The sequence below is a fragment of the Klebsiella sp. Q2 genome (genome assembly GCF_009900705.1).
GTDB lineage: Bacteria > Pseudomonadota > Gammaproteobacteria > Enterobacterales > Enterobacteriaceae > Klebsiella > Klebsiella quasipneumoniae.
This window is the reverse complement of the sequence record NZ_JAAABE010000003.1, coordinates 29,966-47,863: the sequence shown is the minus strand read 5'-3', so window position 1 is coordinate 47,863 and position 17,898 is coordinate 29,966. Positions and strand designations below refer to the sequence as shown.

At 55.1% G+C, this 17,898-nt stretch carries 21 protein-coding genes; 6 read left to right on the top strand and 15 right to left on the bottom strand.

All coding sequences use genetic code 11. From position 1 onward, the window contains the following. Positions 1–26: 26 nt before the first annotated feature. From nanQ to zapE, 12 genes are all read right to left on the bottom strand, one after another. Entirely contained in the window at positions 27–494 is a 468-nt protein-coding gene (nanQ, locus tag GT756_RS11915) for an N-acetylneuraminate anomerase (RefSeq protein WP_160124818.1), read from the bottom strand. Next, the gene (locus tag GT756_RS11910; protein ID WP_065696776.1) at positions 481–1,365 is read right to left on the bottom strand and encodes an N-acetylmannosamine kinase; all 885 of its coding nucleotides are present in this window, start codon (positions 1,363–1,365) and stop codon (positions 481–483) included. The genes nanQ and GT756_RS11910 overlap by 14 nt, the downstream gene beginning before the upstream one ends. Continuing rightward, positions 1,362–2,051 (bottom strand): N-acetylmannosamine-6-phosphate 2-epimerase, encoded by a 690-nt coding sequence (locus tag GT756_RS11905; RefSeq protein WP_065802882.1) that lies wholly within the window; start codon positions 2,049–2,051, stop codon positions 1,362–1,364. Before GT756_RS11905 ends, GT756_RS11910 begins: the two co-directional genes overlap by 4 nt. Positions 2,052–2,100: 49 nt before the next feature. Continuing rightward, entirely contained in the window at positions 2,101–3,588 is a 1,488-nt protein-coding gene (locus tag GT756_RS11900; RefSeq protein WP_048295640.1) for an MFS transporter, read from the bottom strand. A 104-nt stretch (positions 3,589–3,692) separates the two neighbouring features. Then, entirely contained in the window at positions 3,693–4,586 is an 894-nt protein-coding gene (nanA, locus tag GT756_RS11895) for an N-acetylneuraminate lyase (RefSeq protein WP_004206223.1), read from the bottom strand. A gap of 148 nt (positions 4,587–4,734) precedes the next feature. Then, positions 4,735–5,514 (bottom strand): transcriptional regulator NanR, encoded by a 780-nt coding sequence (gene nanR / locus GT756_RS11890; protein ID WP_004206225.1) that lies wholly within the window; start codon positions 5,512–5,514, stop codon positions 4,735–4,737. Positions 5,515–5,607: 93 nt separating this feature from the next. Further along, positions 5,608–6,102 (bottom strand): ClpXP protease specificity-enhancing factor, encoded by a 495-nt coding sequence (gene sspB / locus GT756_RS11885; protein ID WP_002918465.1) that lies wholly within the window; start codon positions 6,100–6,102, stop codon positions 5,608–5,610. A gap of 3 nt (positions 6,103–6,105) precedes the next feature. Then, positions 6,106–6,744: a stringent starvation protein SspA gene (gene sspA, locus GT756_RS11880; protein WP_002918467.1), complete on the bottom strand. Its 639-nt coding sequence runs from the start codon at positions 6,742–6,744 to the stop codon at positions 6,106–6,108. After that, positions 6,714–6,998, bottom strand: coding sequence for a hypothetical protein (locus GT756_RS11875; RefSeq protein WP_136023330.1), 285 nt, complete (start codon positions 6,996–6,998; stop codon positions 6,714–6,716). The genes sspA and GT756_RS11875 overlap by 31 nt, the downstream gene beginning before the upstream one ends. A gap of 57 nt (positions 6,999–7,055) precedes the next feature. Continuing rightward, a complete protein-coding gene (gene rpsI / locus GT756_RS11870; RefSeq protein ID WP_000829818.1) occupies positions 7,056–7,448 on the bottom strand; it encodes a 30S ribosomal protein S9 in 393 nt (130 codons plus the stop codon). A gap of 15 nt (positions 7,449–7,463) precedes the next feature. Next, a complete protein-coding gene (gene rplM / locus GT756_RS11865; protein ID WP_002918559.1) occupies positions 7,464–7,892 on the bottom strand; it encodes a 50S ribosomal protein L13 in 429 nt (142 codons plus the stop codon). A gap of 265 nt (positions 7,893–8,157) precedes the next feature. Then, on the bottom strand, positions 8,158–9,285 hold the full coding sequence (gene zapE / locus GT756_RS11860) for a cell division protein ZapE (RefSeq protein WP_004206226.1): 1,128 nt from the start codon (positions 9,283–9,285) through the stop codon (positions 8,158–8,160). Positions 9,286–9,475: 190 nt separating this feature from the next. Between zapE and zapG the strand changes: the two genes are divergently transcribed. From zapG to degS, 3 genes are all read left to right on the top strand, one after another. After that, positions 9,476–9,874, top strand: a complete 399-nt coding sequence (gene zapG, locus GT756_RS11855) for a Z-ring associated protein ZapG (protein ID WP_004206227.1) — start codon at positions 9,476–9,478, stop codon at positions 9,872–9,874. Between the two features lie 174 nt (positions 9,875–10,048). After that, positions 10,049–11,416, top strand: coding sequence for a serine endoprotease DegQ (degQ, locus tag GT756_RS11850; protein WP_017899931.1), 1,368 nt, complete (start codon positions 10,049–10,051; stop codon positions 11,414–11,416). Between the two features lie 87 nt (positions 11,417–11,503). After that, complete coding sequence (gene degS / locus GT756_RS11845; protein ID WP_002918568.1) at positions 11,504–12,562, top strand: outer membrane-stress sensor serine endopeptidase DegS; 1,059 nt, start codon at positions 11,504–11,506, stop codon at positions 12,560–12,562. A gap of 134 nt (positions 12,563–12,696) precedes the next feature. On the opposite strand, the gene mdh is transcribed toward degS, so the two are convergent. Then, positions 12,697–13,635: a malate dehydrogenase gene (gene mdh / locus GT756_RS11840; protein WP_049003425.1), complete on the bottom strand. Its 939-nt coding sequence runs from the start codon at positions 13,633–13,635 to the stop codon at positions 12,697–12,699. A 414-nt stretch (positions 13,636–14,049) separates the two neighbouring features. Between mdh and argR the strand changes: the two genes are divergently transcribed. The 3 genes from argR (at position 14,050) to yhcN-B (ending at position 15,522) form a co-directional block, all read left to right on the top strand. Next, a complete protein-coding gene (argR, locus tag GT756_RS11835; protein WP_002918625.1) occupies positions 14,050–14,520 on the top strand; it encodes a transcriptional regulator ArgR in 471 nt (156 codons plus the stop codon). A gap of 374 nt (positions 14,521–14,894) precedes the next feature. Further along, positions 14,895–15,158, top strand: a complete 264-nt coding sequence (gene yhcN, locus GT756_RS11830; RefSeq protein ID WP_160124817.1) for a peroxide/acid stress response protein YhcN — start codon at positions 14,895–14,897, stop codon at positions 15,156–15,158. Between the two features lie 97 nt (positions 15,159–15,255). Next, the gene (yhcN-B, locus tag GT756_RS11825; protein ID WP_002918627.1) at positions 15,256–15,522 is read left to right on the top strand and encodes a DUF1471 family stress response protein YhcN-B; all 267 of its coding nucleotides are present in this window, start codon (positions 15,256–15,258) and stop codon (positions 15,520–15,522) included. A 50-nt stretch (positions 15,523–15,572) separates the two neighbouring features. Here the strand turns inward: yhcN-B and GT756_RS11820 are convergent, their stop codons facing one another. After that, a complete protein-coding gene (locus GT756_RS11820; RefSeq protein ID WP_002918629.1) occupies positions 15,573–15,848 on the bottom strand; it encodes a barstar family protein in 276 nt (91 codons plus the stop codon). Between the two features lie 79 nt (positions 15,849–15,927). Next, positions 15,928–17,895 (bottom strand): p-hydroxybenzoic acid efflux pump subunit AaeB, encoded by a 1,968-nt coding sequence (gene aaeB, locus GT756_RS11815; RefSeq protein ID WP_160124816.1) that lies wholly within the window; start codon positions 17,893–17,895, stop codon positions 15,928–15,930. Positions 17,896–17,898: the final 3 nt, after the last annotated feature.

The following is a 17,898-nucleotide window of genomic DNA, read 5'->3' as shown; positions in this document are numbered from 1 at the left end:
CCGATGGTTAATCCCATCGGGCTTATTTATGCGCTTAACAAATTTGCGCTGACTTTAATCACCACTTTTTTTATCTCTGCGGGCTCGGTTATTACGCATCCTGGCTTATGCGGTTCACCCGGCATAAAGATCGCGAACATACCTGGCGTCAGAATGACCGACTGTTCGCCATCAATCGCGTTGCACAGCTGATAATCCTCCTCAACGTGCATCTCCTCGCACTGCATTGCGGAGCCGGCTATGCCGAAAAAAATCTGCTCTTCGCCCGCCAGTAATATCTGGATATCGATAAACTTCGTATGTAGTTCAGCCTTTTTATCTGCCGGAAACTCCGTCATAAACTGCATCACATTCATAAAGACATTATCCCCTTGAAGTTCAACGCTTCCGGGAGAAAGACTCAATAAATCATGATCCAGGGCGAGGGATATCGCCTTTTGTAGCCCCGACGACACGCCAGCCAACAATGGATTGTTTACATCACCGATTATCATGGCTTCTCTCCTTGCCCCATAGCGCCGCTCCCAGCAGGCCAGCATCATGGCGATAGTGTGCTGCGCATAATGGAACCTGGTAAATAGCCGGTTCTTGCGCCAGATAGTCCCTCACCAACGGTAAGTACCCATCCGCCAGGCCAATACTGCCGCCAACGACCACGCACTGGCAATCGGTCAACGCTTTAAGATCGGCAATCATCCGCGCCAAAGTTTGTGCCGAGCGCTGAATGAGTAAACGCGCCTGCGGGTGGCCTTGCGCCGCAAAAGTAAAAATAGATTTCGCATCCAGTCCGCAGAGATCGTCAGTTGCCGCCGCGGCGATTCCCCGTCCGGAAGCAATAGCCTCTACGCAGCCGACGCGACCGCAGCCGCAAAGCGGTCCGTCAGGATCGGCTAACGAGTGCCCCAGGTGTCCGGCCAGGCCTCCGGCCCCGGTAAGTAAAGTACCGTTGCTCACCACGCCGCCGCCAACCCCGGTAGAAACGGTAATAAACGCCATATCGCTGACCTTATCAGCCATCGCCTGGTATTCCGCCCAGGCTGCCGCCTGAGCATCATTTATCGCCAGCGTTGGCAGACCGGTTATTTCTCGTAACGTTTTTACCAGCGGGAAGTGCATGAGTCCGCCAAGATTCTGTGGATTAATTGCAATCAGGTTTCCTTCACGAATAATCCCGGTCGAGGCTATCGCGACGCGCTTTGCCCGCATGCACAGAGGCCTGACAAGCGCCTCCAGCGCCGTGTTCAGAGCATCCGCTGTTTTGCTGGCAGGAGTGGGTAGCTCGCGACGATCGCAGAGCAGCAGGTCATCCGTTACCAGCGCCGCAGCAAGCTTCGTACCGCCAATATCTATCGCCAGCGTCGTCATGACTTCGTCTCTTTTAACGCCGTGTTATACCACTGGCAAATATGTTCCAGGCGGGTAATCGCAGAACCAACTGTCACCGCCCACGCACCGTGGCGTATGGCTTCCGCTGCCTGAGCCGGTGTGTTGTAGCGCCCTTCCGCATTCACCCTGCAGCCGGCCTCCGCCAGCGCTTTCACCAGCTCCAGATCTGGTTCATCCGGGGTATACGCCATGGTATAGCCCGACAGCGTAGTGCCGATGATTTCCGCGCCAAGAGCCTGACAGGTCAGGCCATCCTCAAGAGAGGAGCAGTCGGCCATTGCCACCAGCTTGTGCTGGTGGATACGCGCCAGTAGCGTTGCCACTGGAACAGGGCGCGCTCGCTCTGTGCCATCAACGGCGATGATATCGGCGCCAGCCTGCATCAACGCATCGATATCTTCCAGATAGGGCGTGATCCTTACCGGCGAATCATCCAGATCGCGTTTAATAATGCCGATAATCGGCACCTTTACCTGCGCGCGTACCGCGCGCAGATTCTCTACGCCTTCAATGCGCAACGCGACCGCCCCGGCCTGCTCCGCCGCCAGCGCCATCGCGGCAACGATCTCCGGCTTATCCAATGGGCTGCCGGGTACCGGTTGACAGGAAACAATAAGACCGCCGTTAGCGCTAATGCGTAAATCCAATTCTTTAAGCAAAGACATACTCGCTCCCTGATAAATATGAATACCCGGCACCGCAGCCGGGCTGTTGTTATCTGGTCTTAACTAAGCCGCTTTTGTTACCACCAAAAGGCACCGCTCCGATTAGAGGTTTACCATCGATCGCATCATGAGTTCGTATCGCTTCCGGCCGAATCCAGCGCTGTACGCGGGACGGCATATCCAGCCCAATCAGCAGGATTACAACGAAGGTCAGACCAAAAGAGAGCGATCCCAACGCGGTACCCAAATCCAAACGCTGGGCAATTAAGGCACCCAGCACCGGCGCAATCGCGCCTCCCAGCGCCCCCACGTTGTAGGTAAAACCAAGTCCAGCCGCCCGCTGATCGGTATCGAAATAGCCGCCAATCAGTTTTGGCAAGATCCCGGAGATCCCCTGCCCTAACATCTGCTGGAAAAACAGAAGCAGGCCAAGAACCCAGATGTGTGTGCCGCCAATTGCAAAGACCGGAATAATCAACAACTGTGAAGCCAGCAGGCTGTAAACATAGGCCTTGCGGGTTCCCAGCCAGTCCCCGAGAAATCCGCCCACACAGCAGCCAACCGCCGCGCCAAACCCGCTGAAAAACAAAATTTTTGCCACCGTCGTCGGGTCATAGGCCAGCTCGGTTTTCAGATAAGTCGGCAGCAGCGCCTGAATTGGCCATGAATAAAGGAAGGCGAAAAGTACCACCACCATCAGCATCACGCCCGTAGGCCAGCGTTTACCGCTGCTCTGCACCATAAAGCTGATAAATATCACCGCGCACATTACGCCCAGCAGCAGAACGATACCTGCATTTTGCAAGCCACCGGCAAAACAGAACCATAGGGCAGTCGCCGCCACGATGGTCATCAGGATGTTAATCACCCGATGCTTGCCGCGATAAAGCAGATCGACCATAGTCTGTACCGGTTCTTTGCCTTCATGATTCTCTTTCCAGTCTTCGGCTTCCGGAATATTTTTCCGCAGCCAGAGGGCAAATACGATGGGAACAATGCCGATGAAAAAAAGCGCGCGCCAGCCCCAGACGGGTACCACCAGGCTATAAACCTGTGCGGCGATAACTGCGCCAACGGAAAACCCGGAAATCAGAAAACCGCTGGCCTTATTGCGTAGATGCCTCGGCCAGCTTTCGATAACGTAAGTGGCGCTGGAGCCGTACTCTCCAGCCATTCCCATACCGATAACCAGACGCGCGATAAACATTGTTGTGTAACCCGGCGCAAAACCGCAGGCCAGAGTACCGAGAGAGAACAGAATAATGCTGGTCACCATCGCCAGGCGTCGACCATAGCGATCGCCCATCGCGCCAAGCATCAGACCGCCAAACCAGCGAGAAATGAAAGCCGCTGAGATGAGACTTGCAGCCTGAACGGTCGTCAGGCCAAAATCCCCCTGCACTTCGGTGAGCACCAGGGCGATTAATACAAAATCAAAACCATCAAGCAAATACCCGAGCCAGGCGGCGGAAAAAGCCCGCCACTGGGGACGGCTAAGATGGCGGTACCACGGGATGTTCTGGGGCAGTGTACTCATTTTACTCTCCCGACGATGTTTGTTGTCGCGCCAGGGGGCTTCGCTTGCCCGGCCAGGAAAGAGCAACCGCAGGCCGGAAAGCACTGTCGCCACCCGGCTACCGATCAGCCGTGTTCCTGCATTAGCTGCTGCGCCAGCGCTTTCAGCTCCGGCAAGAATTTTTCGTCTACCGGTGCAAACGGCTTACGGCACAGCGGCACAGAGACCACATCCATATAGTGCAATACGGTTTTCAAACCACGGAATACGCCGGTTTTAATCAACAGGTCGATTACCTTGTTGCACTCACATTGCAGCTGCTGTGCTTTGGCAACATCACCCACTTTCAGCGCCGCGACCATTCCCTGGTAACGCCAGCCCATGATGTTGTAAGTACTCCCAATACCGCCATCAGCTCCTGCCAACAGGCCTGAGGCAAATATCTCATCGTAACCGTTGTACAACACCAGATCCGGATGAGCCCGTCGGATCTGTTCCATCTGGAATAGATCGCCTGAAGTCTGCTTTAGCGCACCGACGCCAGGCAGCGTCACCAGGGTATTGATTTGATCGAGGGTCAGCTTCACGCCGCTTAGCGCCGGGATGTTGTACACCACCATCGGCAAGCCATCAGCCGACTCAATAATGGCCTGATAATGCGCGCAGTGTTCTTCGAAACTAAACGGATAATAGAACGGCGTGACGGCGGAGACAGCATCGTAGCCATAACCTACCGCAGCCCTTGCCAGTTGCTGGCTTTCGAGGGTACTCACGCAGCCGACATGGGCGATAAGAGTCATTTTGCCTTTCGCCTCTTCCGCTACGATCTCCAGCACTTCCTGACGCTCTGTGCCGCTCTGGACAAAGGCTTCACCGGTAGATCCTCCAACATATAGTCCATCAACACCCTGGCGCAGATTAAATCGCACCAGTCGACGCAGGCTCTCTTTATCCAGTTTTTGCTGCCCATCGAACGGCGTAAGCAACGCCGCCATAACCCCACGTAAATTGACCGCCATATCTACCTCTTTGTGAATTCTTAATGATTAACTATGTACCTTTATACCTGTTATACCAGATCAAATAAGCAGCAGAGTAATAGAGAACGCTTATAATGCGATCTACTTCACTAAACGATCCTCAGGATCGTGAGGATAAACTACGAGATCAGGCTTTCTGACCTAAGGCGTGCCAGGTGGCGGATACGCTATTGAGGTGGGTCTGGAGGGCGCGATCGGCTTCGTCAGGATCGCGACGACGAATAGCATCAACAATAGCGATATGCTGTTGATAGCTGACGCTGTTATGTTCGTGCAGTTCGCGCTCGGGCACCGTTGGCCGGGCGGCGATTAGCCAGTCCAGCAGGGCCACATGGATAGCCATAAAGATTGGATTACCGGGGATCTCCGCAAGCACGCGGTGAAATTCAACGTCAGAGCGGATAAACAGCGCATTGTCATCCAGCGATTGACTGTTGATCTTTAGCGCTTGCGTCAGCTTTTCCAACTGCTCATTGCTGGCGTGTTCTGCGGCATAGCGAACCAGACTGGACTCAAAAAACAGACGCAGCTGTTCAAAATGCGCGATACCGCCAGGGTGAGACAAAAAGTCTTTCGCCATGCCGGAAAGCTCGCCAATGATGGTGTCCGCTGAAGGCCGGGAAACGCGAGCGCGTTCGCCGTTGCTGATCTGCACCAGTCCCTTACGCTTCAGCGCCGCCAGCGCTTCACGAACCGAAGGACGTCCAACGTTAAAAAAGGTCATCAGCTCACGTTCGGACGGCAGCTGTTCACCCTCCGCAAACTCCCGGCGCCGGATCATCTGCTCCAGCTCTTCTTCCACCATTTCAGACAGTTTTTTGCGCGCCAGAGGACGGCGGCCAAGGCTGTTGCCAATGGAGGACGGGGTATCTTCGGCTTGTGGATCAAATGCGCTCATAGGGACCATTGCGTGATTTGTGACAGCATGTGACGGCTGTTCCATCTTAACACAAGAATTTTGCAGAGAGCATAAAACAGGCCCCGAAGGGCCTGGTAAGGATTATTTCACGACGCGCAGCGCCGGGCGGCCACCGCGCGGCGGCGGCGTGTCGTCAGGATCGTCGTCGTGATTGTCCGGTTTATCGCCATCAATCACCGACATCACCGTTTCGCTTTCACTCTCAGGCGCGACGTCATCATCGTTGAGGCTGCTGACGTCTTCGTCATAGGCCGCTTCCGGTTCAAACATCGTGCCAGCGCCGTTCTCACGGGCATAGATGGCGAGTACCGCAGCCAGCGGGACAGACACGTTGCGCGGCACGCCGCCAAAGCGCGCGTTGAAGCGCACTTCGTCGTTCGCCAGCTCAAGATTACCTACCGCACGCGGAGCAATATTGAGAACGATTTGCCCGTCGCGCGCGTACTCCATCGGCACGAGCACGCCCGGCAGTGTGACATCCACCACCAGGTGCGGCGTCAGCTGGTTATCCAGCAGCCAGTCATAAAACGCCCGCAGCAGATACGGGCGACGCGGCGTCAGCTGTGATACATCCATTATTTAGCCCCGACCGAGGCGCATTTCACGCTCGGCTTCAGTTAAAGAAGCGAGGAAGGAATCACGCTCAAATACGCGAGTCATATAGCCTTTCAGCTCTTTCGCGCCTGCGCCAACCAGCTCCACACCGAGAACCGGCAAACGCCACAGCAGCGGCGCCAGGTAGCAATCCACCAGGCTGAACTCATCGCTCAGGAAGTAAGGTTTCTGGGTGAAGACCGGCGCGATGGCCAGCAGTTCTTCACGCAGCTGCTTACGCGCAGCATCAGCTTGCGCTGCGGTACCGCTCTGGATGGTGTTCATCAGCGAATACCAGTCCTTCTCGATACGTTGCATATACAGACGGCTTTCGCCACGCGCCACCGGATAAACCGGCATTAACGGCGGGTGCGGGAAACGCTCATCCAGGTATTCCATAATGATGCGGGATTCCCACAGAGTGAGCTCACGATCCACCAGCGTCGGTACGCTTTGATTCGGGTTGAGGTCAATCAGATCCTGAGGCGGGTTGTCCTTCTCCACGTGCTCTATCTCAAAACTGACACCCTTCTCGGCCAGCACAATGCGGACCTGATGGCTATAGATGTCAGTAGGACCAGAAAACAGCGTCATTACCGAACGTTTGTTGGCAGCGACAGCCATGAAAACCTCCAGGTATATTCAGAATTTTGTACTGCTGCCAGCCACTCATGGCCAGCCAGATGTAAAAACCCCATTAGCGCGATGTCACCTTCGTTCACGAATAAAACAAAAAATGAACAATCACCAGCATTTGGGCAGAAAATTGGATGATAGTTTACCAGATTTTGAAGACGTTGTGGTGAGGGGATTCTGGAAATGCTGAAAAAGTGGCGAGAACCGGCGGTAAGCTTGTGGATAACAGTCGTTTTATCCATAAAAAAACCCGCCGAAGCGGGTTTTTTCGCAAATTGTTCTGCGTGAGCAGAAAACAATTAACGTTTGGAGAACTGCGGACGACGACGTGCTTTACGCAGACCGACTTTCTTACGTTCAACCTGACGTGCGTCACGAGTGACGAAGCCAGCTTTACGCAGTTCAGAACGCAGGGACTCGTCGTACTCCATCAGAGCGCGGGTGATACCGTGACGGATCGCACCAGCCTGACCAGAGATACCACCACCTTTAACAGTGATGTACAGATCCAGTTTCTCAACCATGTCGACCAGTTCCAGCGGCTGACGAACTACCATGCGGGCAGTTTCACGACCGAAGTACTGTTCCAGAGAACGCTGGTTGATAACGATTTTGCCGTTGCCCGGTTTGATGAAAACGCGAGCTGCGGAACTTTTGCGGCGACCAGTGCCGTAGTATTGATTTTCAGCCATTGCCTATAATCCCGATTAGATGTCAAGAACTTGCGGTTGCTGTGCCGCGTGGTTGTGCTCGTTACCCGCGTAAACTTTCAGTTTACGGTACATAGCACGACCCAGCGGGCCTTTTGGCAGCATGCCTTTAACCGCGATTTCAATCACACGCTCAGGACGGCGGGCAATCATCTCTTCAAAGGTCGCTTCTTTGATACCACCGATGTGGCCGGTGTGGTGGTAGTACATTTTGTCTTCGCGCTTGTTGCCGGTAACAGCAACTTTTTCTGCGTTCAGAACGATGATGTAATCACCGGTATCAACGTGCGGAGTGTATTCCGCTTTGTGCTTACCGCGCAGGCGACGAGCCAGTTCAGTAGCCAGACGGCCCAGAGTTTTACCGGTCGCGTCAACAACATACCAGTCGCGTTTTACGGTTTCTGGTTTAGCTGTAAAAGTTTTCATTAAAAGCTTACCCAAATAATAAGTTACACGTTGGTGAACACCCAAACGTTTAGTCAGTTGAGGTTCACACGACATTGTCCAGCAAACCTACCCCTTCGAATAGCCTATGCCGGCACATAGAAAGTTTCGGGAAAAAAACCTTCTCGTAACGTGGGGTCGCAAGATTATAGAGAAGTCGGGGTCAAAGATCGACCCCTTTATGAGATTTTTCAGGCAGCTCCCGGGGCGGCCCTGCGGCCCTGAATTCGCCGGGAAAAGTGTCCTGTCAGGGCATATGCGGGCGCTTGAGGTACTCTTCGCTCTGCATCTCCTGCAGGCGCGACAGACAGCGCTGGAACTCAAACTTCAGCCGCTCTCCCTGATAAATGTCGTACAGCGGCACCGCCGCGCTGACCACCAGCTTCACGTGGCGCTCATAGAACTCATCCACCAGGGCGATAAAGCGCCGGGCTTCGCTCTCCAGCTGCGCGGTCATCACCGGCACGTCGAACAGCATCACGGTGTGGAACAGGCGGGAGAGCGCAATATAGTCATGCTGGCTGCGGGCATCCACGCACAGCGTGGCGAACGACGCCGCCAGCGTCTGGTTTTCCACGCCGAGGGTCGGCAGCTCGCGATGGTTGATCTCCAGCGTCGGCCCGGCAGCGCGCGGCGCGCCGGCCAGCGCCAGCCACAGTTTATCCATCTGTTCGCGGGTGTCGTTATTCAGCGGCGACAACCACAGGTGCGCTTGGGTCAGGGTACGCAAGCGATAATCGATGCCGGCATCAACGTTCATAATATCGCAATGCTGCTTGATGGCGTCGATAGCGGGCAGAAAACGGGCGCGCTGTAGACCATTGCGATAGAGCTCATCCGGCGGAATATTGGAGGTCGCCACCAGCGTGATGCCGCGGGCGAACAGGGCTTTCATCAGACCGCCCAACAGCATGGCGTCAGTAATATCGGAGACAAAAAACTCGTCGAAACAGAGCACGTCGGTTTCCGCTTTAAAGCGGTCGGCGACAATCTCCAGCGGGTCGCTATGGCCCTGCAGGGTGGTCAGCTCTTCATGCACCCGCAGCATAAAGCGATGGAAATGCAGGCGCTGCTTACGCTCGCCCGGCAGGCTCTGGTAAAACAGGTCCATCAGCCAGGTTTTCCCTCGCCCCACGCCGCCCCACATATACAGGCCGCGGACAGGCGTCGCCTCGGCTGCTGGTTCGCGCTTACCCAGCAGTTTGCCGAATTTCGCGCGCAAACCGCCGCCTGACGCGACGGGCGCGGGCTGAGTCTGCAGCTCCTGGTAAATGGTATCAAGGCGGCTCACCGCTTCTTGTTGGACGTCGTCGGGTTGATGGCTGCCCTCTTTCAGGGCTGAAAGGTAACGCGATGTTGGAGACAGGCTTTGCATGATCTAATTGTTATTCCTTGAAAACCGTGATGTCGAAGCTCACGATTGACGAAAAAAAGGCCGTTCTACACTACGCGATGATACGCCAGGATTCCACTTCTGTGGAATTAGCGGTTATAGTGGCACTATCGGGCGCAGGCGGAGAGCCTAAGAGCCACCCTACGGAACCACAATACAACGGGAGATGTTCATGACCTGGGAATACGCGCTAATTGGGTTAGTCGTCGGTATCATCATTGGTGCCGTCGCCATGCGTTTCGGCAACCGCAAACTGCGCCAGCAGCAGGCGCTGCAGTTCGAACTGGAAAAGAATAAAGCCGAGCTTGAAGAGTACCGTGAAGAGCTGGTCAGCCATTTTGCGCGCAGCGCCGAGCTGCTGGATAACATGGCGCACGACTACCGTCAGCTGTATCAGCATATGGCGAAAAGCTCTAACAACCTGCTGCCGGATTCCATGGCAGACGCCAACCCGTTCCGCAACCGCCTGGCAGAGTCTGAAGCCAGCAACGATCAGGCGCCGGTCCAGATGCCGCGCGACTACTCCGAAGGCGCATCCGGTTTACTGCGCGGTGGCGCAAAACGCGATTAATCGATCGCCTCTGCTAAAATATTCTCCGGGCGCGCCCATCGCGCCCGCTCCTTCCCCCACTTCCCGGCTACAATTTAAACCAGTCCCCACATTGTTACCTGCGCAAAAATTCAATAACATCAGGTTATTCAGGACATTTTTCCATACACCTCAGGTTACGAGAGCCAGCATCTAATGAAGAAACAGACTTTGCTGTTGAGTGCGTTAGCGTTAAGCATTGGGTTATCGTTGTCGGTTCTGCCTCCGGCAGCAGCATCCTTACCGACTCAGGTGCCCGGCCAGGGCGCGTTACCAAGCCTGGCGCCGATGCTGGAAAAGGTCCTGCCGGCGGTAGTCAGCGTGCAGGTGGAAGGCACTGCCTCGCCGACGCTCAATATGCCGGAAGAGCTGAAGAAATATTTTGGCGATAACGCCCCGCAAGAACAAGCGCAGCCGTTCGAAGGGCTCGGGTCCGGCGTCATCATCGACGCAGCGAAAGGCTATGTGCTGACCAATAATCACGTCATCAATCAGGCGCAGAAGATCAGCGTCCAGCTGAACGATGGCCGTGAATTTGATGCCAAACTGGTCGGCAGCGATGAACAGAGCGACATTGCTCTGTTGCAGCTGATTAAGCCGTCAAACCTGACGCAAATCGCCATTGCTGACTCCGATAAACTGCGCGTCGGCGACTTCGCCGTCGCCGTCGGCAACCCGTTCGGCCTTGGCCAGACCGCCACCTCCGGCATTATCTCTGCCCTTGGCCGTAGCGGCCTGAACCTTGAAGGGCTGGAGAATTTCATCCAGACCGATGCCTCCATCAACCGCGGCAACTCCGGCGGCGCGCTGTTGAACCTCAACGGCGAGCTTATCGGGATCAACACCGCGATCCTGGCGCCGGGCGGCGGCAGCATCGGCATCGGCTTCGCCATCCCGAGCAACATGGCGAAAACCCTCGCCGACCAGCTCATTCAGTTTGGCGAAATCAAGCGCGGCCTGCTGGGCATTAAAGGCATGGAAATGAGCGCCGATATCGCCAAGGCGATGAACCTCAACGTTCAGCGCGGCGCCTTCGTCAGTGAAGTGCTGCCAAACTCCGGCTCCGCCAAAGCGGGGATCAAATCCGGCGACGTCATCGTTAGCCTGAACGGCAAACCGCTGAACAGTTTTGCCGAGCTGCGCTCGCGCATTGCCACTACCGAGCCGGGGACCAAAGTCAAACTGGGCCTGCTGCGCGACGGAAAACCGGTCGATGTCGAAGTGACGCTGGATAAGAGCACCTCCTCCACCGCCAGCGCTGAGCTGATTATCCCGGCTCTGCAGGGTGCCTCGTTTAGTGACGGTCAGATGAAAGATGGTACCAAAGGGGTGGTGATCGATAATGTCGATAAAGGCAGCGCCGCCGCCCAGGTCGGCCTGCATAAGGATGACATTATCATTGGCCTTAACCGGGAGCGTATTCATTCGATTGCCGAACTACGCAAAGTGCTCGAAGGCAAACCGCCGGTCATCGCCCTGAACGTGATCCGCGGCAACGAAAGCATCTATCTGCTGCTGCGCTGATTGTCTCCCCGGACATCGCCGCCATGTGCGATGTCCGGACAACTCATGCTATGCTGCGCCTGACCATTCATTAACGATATCTGCATCATGCCTGGAAAGTTATTACGTTCAGTACTCATCGGTTTGCTTGTCGGGGGCCTGCTGTTGGCCTTGATGCCTTCGCTGCGCCAGTGGCAGCTGGCGCCGACCACTCAGAACGATACGGCAGACGACTCCCCTGCGAGCTATAACGCCGCCGTACGCCGCGCGGCGCCCGCCGTAGTGAACGTCTATAACCGCGCCCTGAACAGCACCAGCCATAATCAGCTGACGCTTGGCTCCGGGGTGATCATGGACCAGCGCGGCTATATCCTGACCAACAAGCATGTGATTAACGATGCCGACCAGATTATCGTCGCGCTGCAGGACGGCCGGGTCTTCGAAGCGCTGCTGGTAGGCTCCGATTCCCTGACCGACCTCGCGGTGCTGAAGATCAACGCCACCGGCGGGCTGCCGGTGATCCCGATCAACCCGAAACGCACCCCGCATATTGGCGATGTGGTGCTGGCGATTGGCAACCCCTATAACCTGGGACAGACCATCACCCAGGGGATCATCAGCGCCACAGGGCGCATTGGCCTCAACCCCACCGGGCGCCAGAATTTCCTGCAGACTGACGCGTCGATCAACCACGGTAACTCCGGCGGGGCGCTGGTGAACTCCCTAGGCGAGCTGATGGGCATTAACACCCTCTCCTTTGATAAGAGCAACGACGGCGAAACGCCAGAAGGCATTGGTTTTGCGATCCCGTTCCAGTTAGCGACCAAAATTATGGATAAGCTGATCCGCGATGGCCGGGTGATCCGCGGCTATATCGGCATTAGCGGCCGGGAGATCGCCCCGCTACACGCGCAGGGCGGCGGGATCGATCAGATCCAGGGGATCGTGGTTAACGATGTCGCGCCGGACGGACCGGCCGCACAGGCGGGGATCCGCGCCAACGACGTGATCATCTCCGTGAATGACAAACCTGCGGTCTCTGCACTGGAAACGATGGATCAGGTGGCCGAGATCCGTCCGGGATCGGAAATTCCGGTGGTCATCATGCGTGATGATAAGAAAATCACGCTCCATATCGCCGTCCAGGAATACCCGGCCACCAACTAAGCGGCTCTCCGGCTGGGGCTACGTTATTCGCTAGATACCGGATCGGCCGGGAATCTGACCAGAAACCCGGTCACCATGAATGCAAGGCAATAAAAAGCCGGAACAACGGTTCCGGCTTTTTTGCACGTGCGAGGTTACTTGTTAACGAAGTCTTCGCCGAGCGCGATATCTTTCTTCAGGGTGTCCAGCATGCCTTCCAGCGCCTGTTGCTCAAAGGCGCTGAGTTTGCCGATAGACTGACGCTCTTCCACGCCGTTTTTCCCCAGCAGCAGCGGCTGGGAGAAGAAACGCGCATACTCGCCGTCGCCTTCCACGTAGGCACACTCCACTACACCTTTTTCTCCCTGCATGGCGCGAACCAGAGAGAGACCAAAGCGCGCAGCCGCCTGACCCATCGACAAAGTCGCCGACCCACCGCCCGCTTTCGCTTCCACGACCTCGGTACCGGCGTTTTGAATGCGTTTAGTCAGATCGGCCACTTCCTGATCGCTAAAGTTGACGCCCGGGATCTGCGACAGTAAAGGCAGAATGGTGACCCCGGAGTGACCGCCAATAACCGGGACTTCCACCTCGGTTGCCGATTTACCTTTCAGCTCCGCCACAAAGGTATTGGAGCGGATGATGTCCAGCGTAGTCACGCCGAACAGTTTGTTTTTATCGTACACGCCAGCTTTTTTCAGCACTTCGGCGGCGATAGCCACGGTGGTATTCACCGGGTTGGTGATAATGCCGATGCAGGCCTGCGGGCAGGTTTTGGCAATCTGCTGCACGAGGTTCTTAACGATACCCGCATTCACATTAAACAGGTCTGAACGATCCATGCCGGGCTTACGCGCTACGCCCGCGGAGATCAGCACCACATCAGCGCCTTCCAGCGCCGGGGTAGCATCTTCACCGGAAAATCCTTTAATTTTTACATCTGTGGGGATATGACTTAGATCTACCGCCACGCCCGGCGTAACCGGAGCGATGTCGTACAACGAGAGCTCTGAACCTGAAGGCAGTTGGGTCTTAAGTAGTAGGGCAAGCGCCTGGCCGATACCACCGGCAGCGCCAAGGACTGCAACTTTCATCCTAAACTCCTTATTATGGTTAATTTAGTCTTTCGTTATTCCGTCGCCTGGACCTTAATTCACAAGATGAACAATTACAATGATTATGGCTGAAGAATGCATGATTGTGCGTAGCAATAGAACAGCGGCGCACGTTATGCTTCCTGACTGACCATCCAGCAAAGCGAAGTACCGGATCGACTATTGGTTACAATACACCCAGCCAGTTGCGCAAAACAACACCAACTCAATAACATTTCATTTACTTTTACATGGCTTTAAGCGTTGTGATGAGAACATGTTCCTTATACGGTTTTTTTGCTAAAATATGCCCCCTTCATAACATTATTGACCTATCCCTTCGCGGATTATTTGCATAAAAATTCACGGTTATGCATAATGATGTTGATTTTACCACCATAATCTGGGTGACTTATGCGAAGTTCGGCAAAACAAGAAGAACTGGTTAAAGCGTTTAAAGCGCTGCTTAAAGAAGAGAAATTCAGCTCGCAGGGAGAGATCGTTCAGGCGCTGCAGGAAGAGGGCTTCGAGAATATCAACCAATCGAAGGTTTCCCGCATGCTCACCAAATTTGGCGCGGTTCGTACCCGTAACGCCAAAATGGAAATGGTCTATTGCCTGCCTGCCGAGCTTGGCGTGCCGACCACCTCCAGCCCGCTGAAAAATCTGGTGCTGGATATCGACTATAACGATGCCGTCGTGGTGATCCATACCAGCCCCGGGGCAGCGCAACTGATCGCCCGTCTTCTCGACTCGCTGGGCAAGGCGGAAGGTATTCTTGGCAGCATCGCCGGGGATGACACCATCTTCACCACGCCAGCGCGTGGTTTCACAGTGAAAGATCTGCACGACGCTATCCTGGTACTGTTCGAACAGGAACTCTGAGCATTCCCCTCTGGCAACCGTCAGAGGGTGGATTACTCCCTCTTCTCTCTCCCCCCCTTTCAACTCAACAAAAATTTAACATTTTGTGTGATTTAGCCTGTCTATACGTTCTTTTACGTAAGGCAAACGCCTAAAACGCACAAAAGATCAAAATCGTATACCTTTATGATTTTATTAGAAATAAAACTTATCTCCGTCTACGACTTGTCATTTTTAATTCTTATCGGTTATAAAAAGCGCAATCCATTGTAACTATTAACGCACAAAACAATTAGCATGGTATTAATATTTTTGGTGATTAGTGTATACTTGTTTTTGTGATGAGGGTCACGAAACAAAGACCCTCAACAAAAAGATTCGACGAGGTGAACATCATGAAAATCAAAACCACTGTAGCAGCTCTCAGCATCCTGTCCGTCATGTCGTTTGGCGCTTTCGCCGCTAACGTTATCAACAGCGAGCAGGCCCAGGGCCGCGAGGCCATCGGCACAGTATCCGTCGGCGCGGTAGCATCATCCCCGATGGATATGCATGAAATGCTGAACAAAAAAGCGCAGGAAGAAGGAGCTTCTTCTTACCGCATTATCGAAGCCCGCACTGGCGACCACTGGCATGCCACTGCTGAGCTGTATAAATAAGTTTTAGATCGTCAACGATTAACCGACAAAAATTCTCTACCGCGGCCCGGCCCCATTCATCGCCCGCCGCGGCGAAACAAAGACTGGAGTAAAGATTATGAAACGCGCAATGATCATCGCATCCCTTGGCCTGGCTTCCCTTCTCTCTTTCGGCGCAAGTGCGGCCGTTCAACAAGTGAACGCGGAACAAGCACAAAACCTGCAGTCCATGGGCACCATCTCGGTTTCCCAGGTAGGTAGTGCGCCAATGGACATGCGTCAGGAACTAGCCGCTAAAGCCGAGAAAGAAGGCGCCAGCAGCTACCGTATTATTGAAGCACGTACCGGCGATAGCTGGCACGCCACCGCTGAGCTGTACAAATAAACCCTCGTCGTCTTATTTCGACGACTTGCCCCCGCCTGCCGGGGGCTTTTTTATGCCTGACGGGCGTTAAAACGTAACTCCCCCTCCAGCTCTTCCTCTGCTTCATCAAATAATAAAATTAATGCCCCAAAGCGCCGACGCTGCTTGTCATTTAAATGGATGAACTCAATGTCCAGCGGCAGCGGCAGTAGCCCACCGGTCACCGCGTCCCATAGCGAATCAAGGTTGTTGACCTTATCCTGAGCCAGCTCGAAGGTCCGGGAGAACTCCCGGTAGAAATCCTGTTGCTCGGCGATTTCGTCAAAATCAAACGTATAGGTGGTCATGACAGCCCCTCCCGCTTCTCTTCCTGTCGCCGTTAAGTATAGCGATAAAAAAACCGACGCCTGGGCGTCGGTTTATGGGTTAACTGCTGGTCAGCACATGCTGGTACTTGTGCAACATCTCAACCAGTCGCCGTACCGGCTCGGTCACCTGCGGCGAAGCCTCCCAGACCCGCAGCTTCTCCTGATAAACATCAAGCTCCGCCAGCAGCCGGGTAAAGTAGCGCCGACGCTTATCATCGCTCCCGGCGGAGATCACATGATCCGCAGTACGTCGCAGCTGGCGATGGAACGCCGACAAATCCTCGTTCACCGGCACGGGCGCATCGCGCAGGCGCTGGTGGGCAATGATTAACGTCAATGCCAGACGGAAACGGGCGACATCGCCGGGAAATTTGTTGAGCAACAAAAACAGCTGCTGATAGAGCGCGGGCAGATGATTCTCTTTGCGACGCGCCGAGTTGGTGGTCAGCGAAGAGACCGCCGCGGAGACAAACTGGTTCAGCAGCACCCGACCGGTTCTGGCCCGGGAGTTATCCCTGACAATCAGAATAACCATCAGAGCGAGGAAACAGCCGACGATCTGCCCCAGCGCGCTATCGAGGAACTGGCTGAACTGGAACTGCATCGGGTTATCCAGCACCAGAATGTTGATGGTGCTCGCCAGCGCTCCCAGCGATCCGAGGCGCCTTTTCTGCACTTCGATACCGATAAAAAACGCCATCGCCGCCAGGCTGATACAGAGCAGCAGCATACTCTGCTGCGTCGCCGGCATGATCACCAGAAAGTACAGGGTACCCAGCGGTAACGCCGCCAGAGTACCGTAGAGGAAGTCTATCGCCACCATTCTCGGGTTAGGTAGACGCATCGCCAGCGCGGTAACCACGGCAATCATTACCATCGCCCCGCTGCCTGAGGTCCAGCCCGTCCACAGCCAGAACAGCGTCCCGAGGATACAGGAGACGGAGGTGCGCCAGAAGTTCACCATCGCGTGGTGACGCTCGGCGGACTCCACTTTAACCACCGTTTCGCCGCGCAATACACCGTCTTCGATGCGGCTGATTTTGGTATTGCCCACCACGCCACGCTTAAGCAGCAGGTAACGGGTGGCTGCGCCTACCCAGCTGTAGATGGTGACCGGCGTATTATGCTCGCCTTTCCAGGTCAGGAAGCGACGCATACGCTTCAGCTGCTGGTGAACATCCTGCACTGTCTCAACCGGCTCAGCAAACAGCGCGCGGTAGTCGTCCGTCACCATTTCCGGTCGCGAGTTCTGAATCAGGTAGGTTTCGCAAGCCTGGGTGATAAGCGTTAGCGAGAGGGTATTGATCGCCTTCAGGCGTTGATTCGCCTTAGCCCAGCGAGAGGATTCCATAATCAGGTTACTGCGCATGCCTTCCAGCGCCGTGGTACGACGCACCAGCGCTCCCCAGGCCTGATCCACTTCCTCTTTTTCGCCGTGCGCAACGCATAACTGCATCAGCTTATACTGGGCAATCAGCAGGTTATCCAGCTCAAGGTCGATCTCTTTTTTAATCGAACGCGGGGAGAAAAGCAGATCGGCGACGATGGCGCTGACAATCCCGATGACAATTTCGCTGCAGCGCTCAACGGCAAACTGCGGCGCCAGCATCGGATCGGTGTGGATGGTAATAATGATAATCAGCGCGGTGTAGCCGGCCAGTCCCCAGGCATAGGAGTTTTCGACCTTGACCAGCGACGAAACCCAGGTACAAAACCCGGCCCACAGGCAGCATACCAGCATCATCAGCAGAGGGGCGCGGATCATCAGGATGATGATAACCAGCGCCGCAATACAGCCGATAAAGGTCCCGGCAATACGCAACATGCCGCGATAGCGGATCGCGCCGGAGTATGGCTCTCCCCCGGCGGCAAAGGCCGGGCCAGCGGCGACGATTGCCGCGGTCAGCACCGCCCAGCGCGGCGTTTCGAGCTGAAAATGGAAGCCGACGAACAGCGCCAGCACCACCGCGCATGCAAGCTTAATGGCAAAGCGGAGATGCTGGGGAGCAATAGTATATGTCCCCATAGC